The 423-nt window shown below is 66.2% G+C and carries 1 protein-coding gene; it reads right to left on the bottom strand.

Features of this window, described 5'->3' with window-relative positions:
* A partial coding sequence (locus FCS21_RS16480) for an asparaginase domain-containing protein (protein WP_171035755.1) occupies positions 1-379 on the bottom strand: 379 nt, incomplete at its 3' end.
* Between the last annotated feature and the right edge of the window lie 44 nt (positions 380-423).

Genomic DNA, 423 nt, shown 5'->3' with positions numbered 1-423 from the left:
CATCGCTGTCGGGGACGCCGGCAGGCAACATCGAGCCGGTGAACACCACCGGCGCCGGCAAGCCCAACAGCTGGAAGCTCATCGCCGCCGCGCTGTAGGCCAGGGTGTCGGTGCCGTGCAGGATCAGCACGGCATCGCAACCGTCATCCACGGCCTCGACCACGGCGGTGCGCAGGCGCTGCCAGTAGGCGGGGGTCATGTTGGCGCTGTCGATCAGCGGGGACATTTCCCGGAAGCGCCAGGCGGGTACTGACACGTTGGCGAGCTGTTCGCGCATGCGCGCTTCAAAACCGGATGCGGGCGCCAGGCCATTGGCGCTGGCCTGCATGCCGATGGTGCCACCGGTGTAGAGCACCATGAGGTTATTGGCTGGGGACATCGAAGATTCTCCTGAACGAAAAACGCCGCCGGGCCCAGAGCATG

The sequence above is a fragment of the Colwellia ponticola genome (assembly GCF_005885605.1).
Lineage (GTDB): Bacteria > Pseudomonadota > Gammaproteobacteria > Enterobacterales > Alteromonadaceae > Colwellia > Colwellia ponticola.
This window is presented reverse-complemented; position numbering and strand designations above follow the sequence as displayed.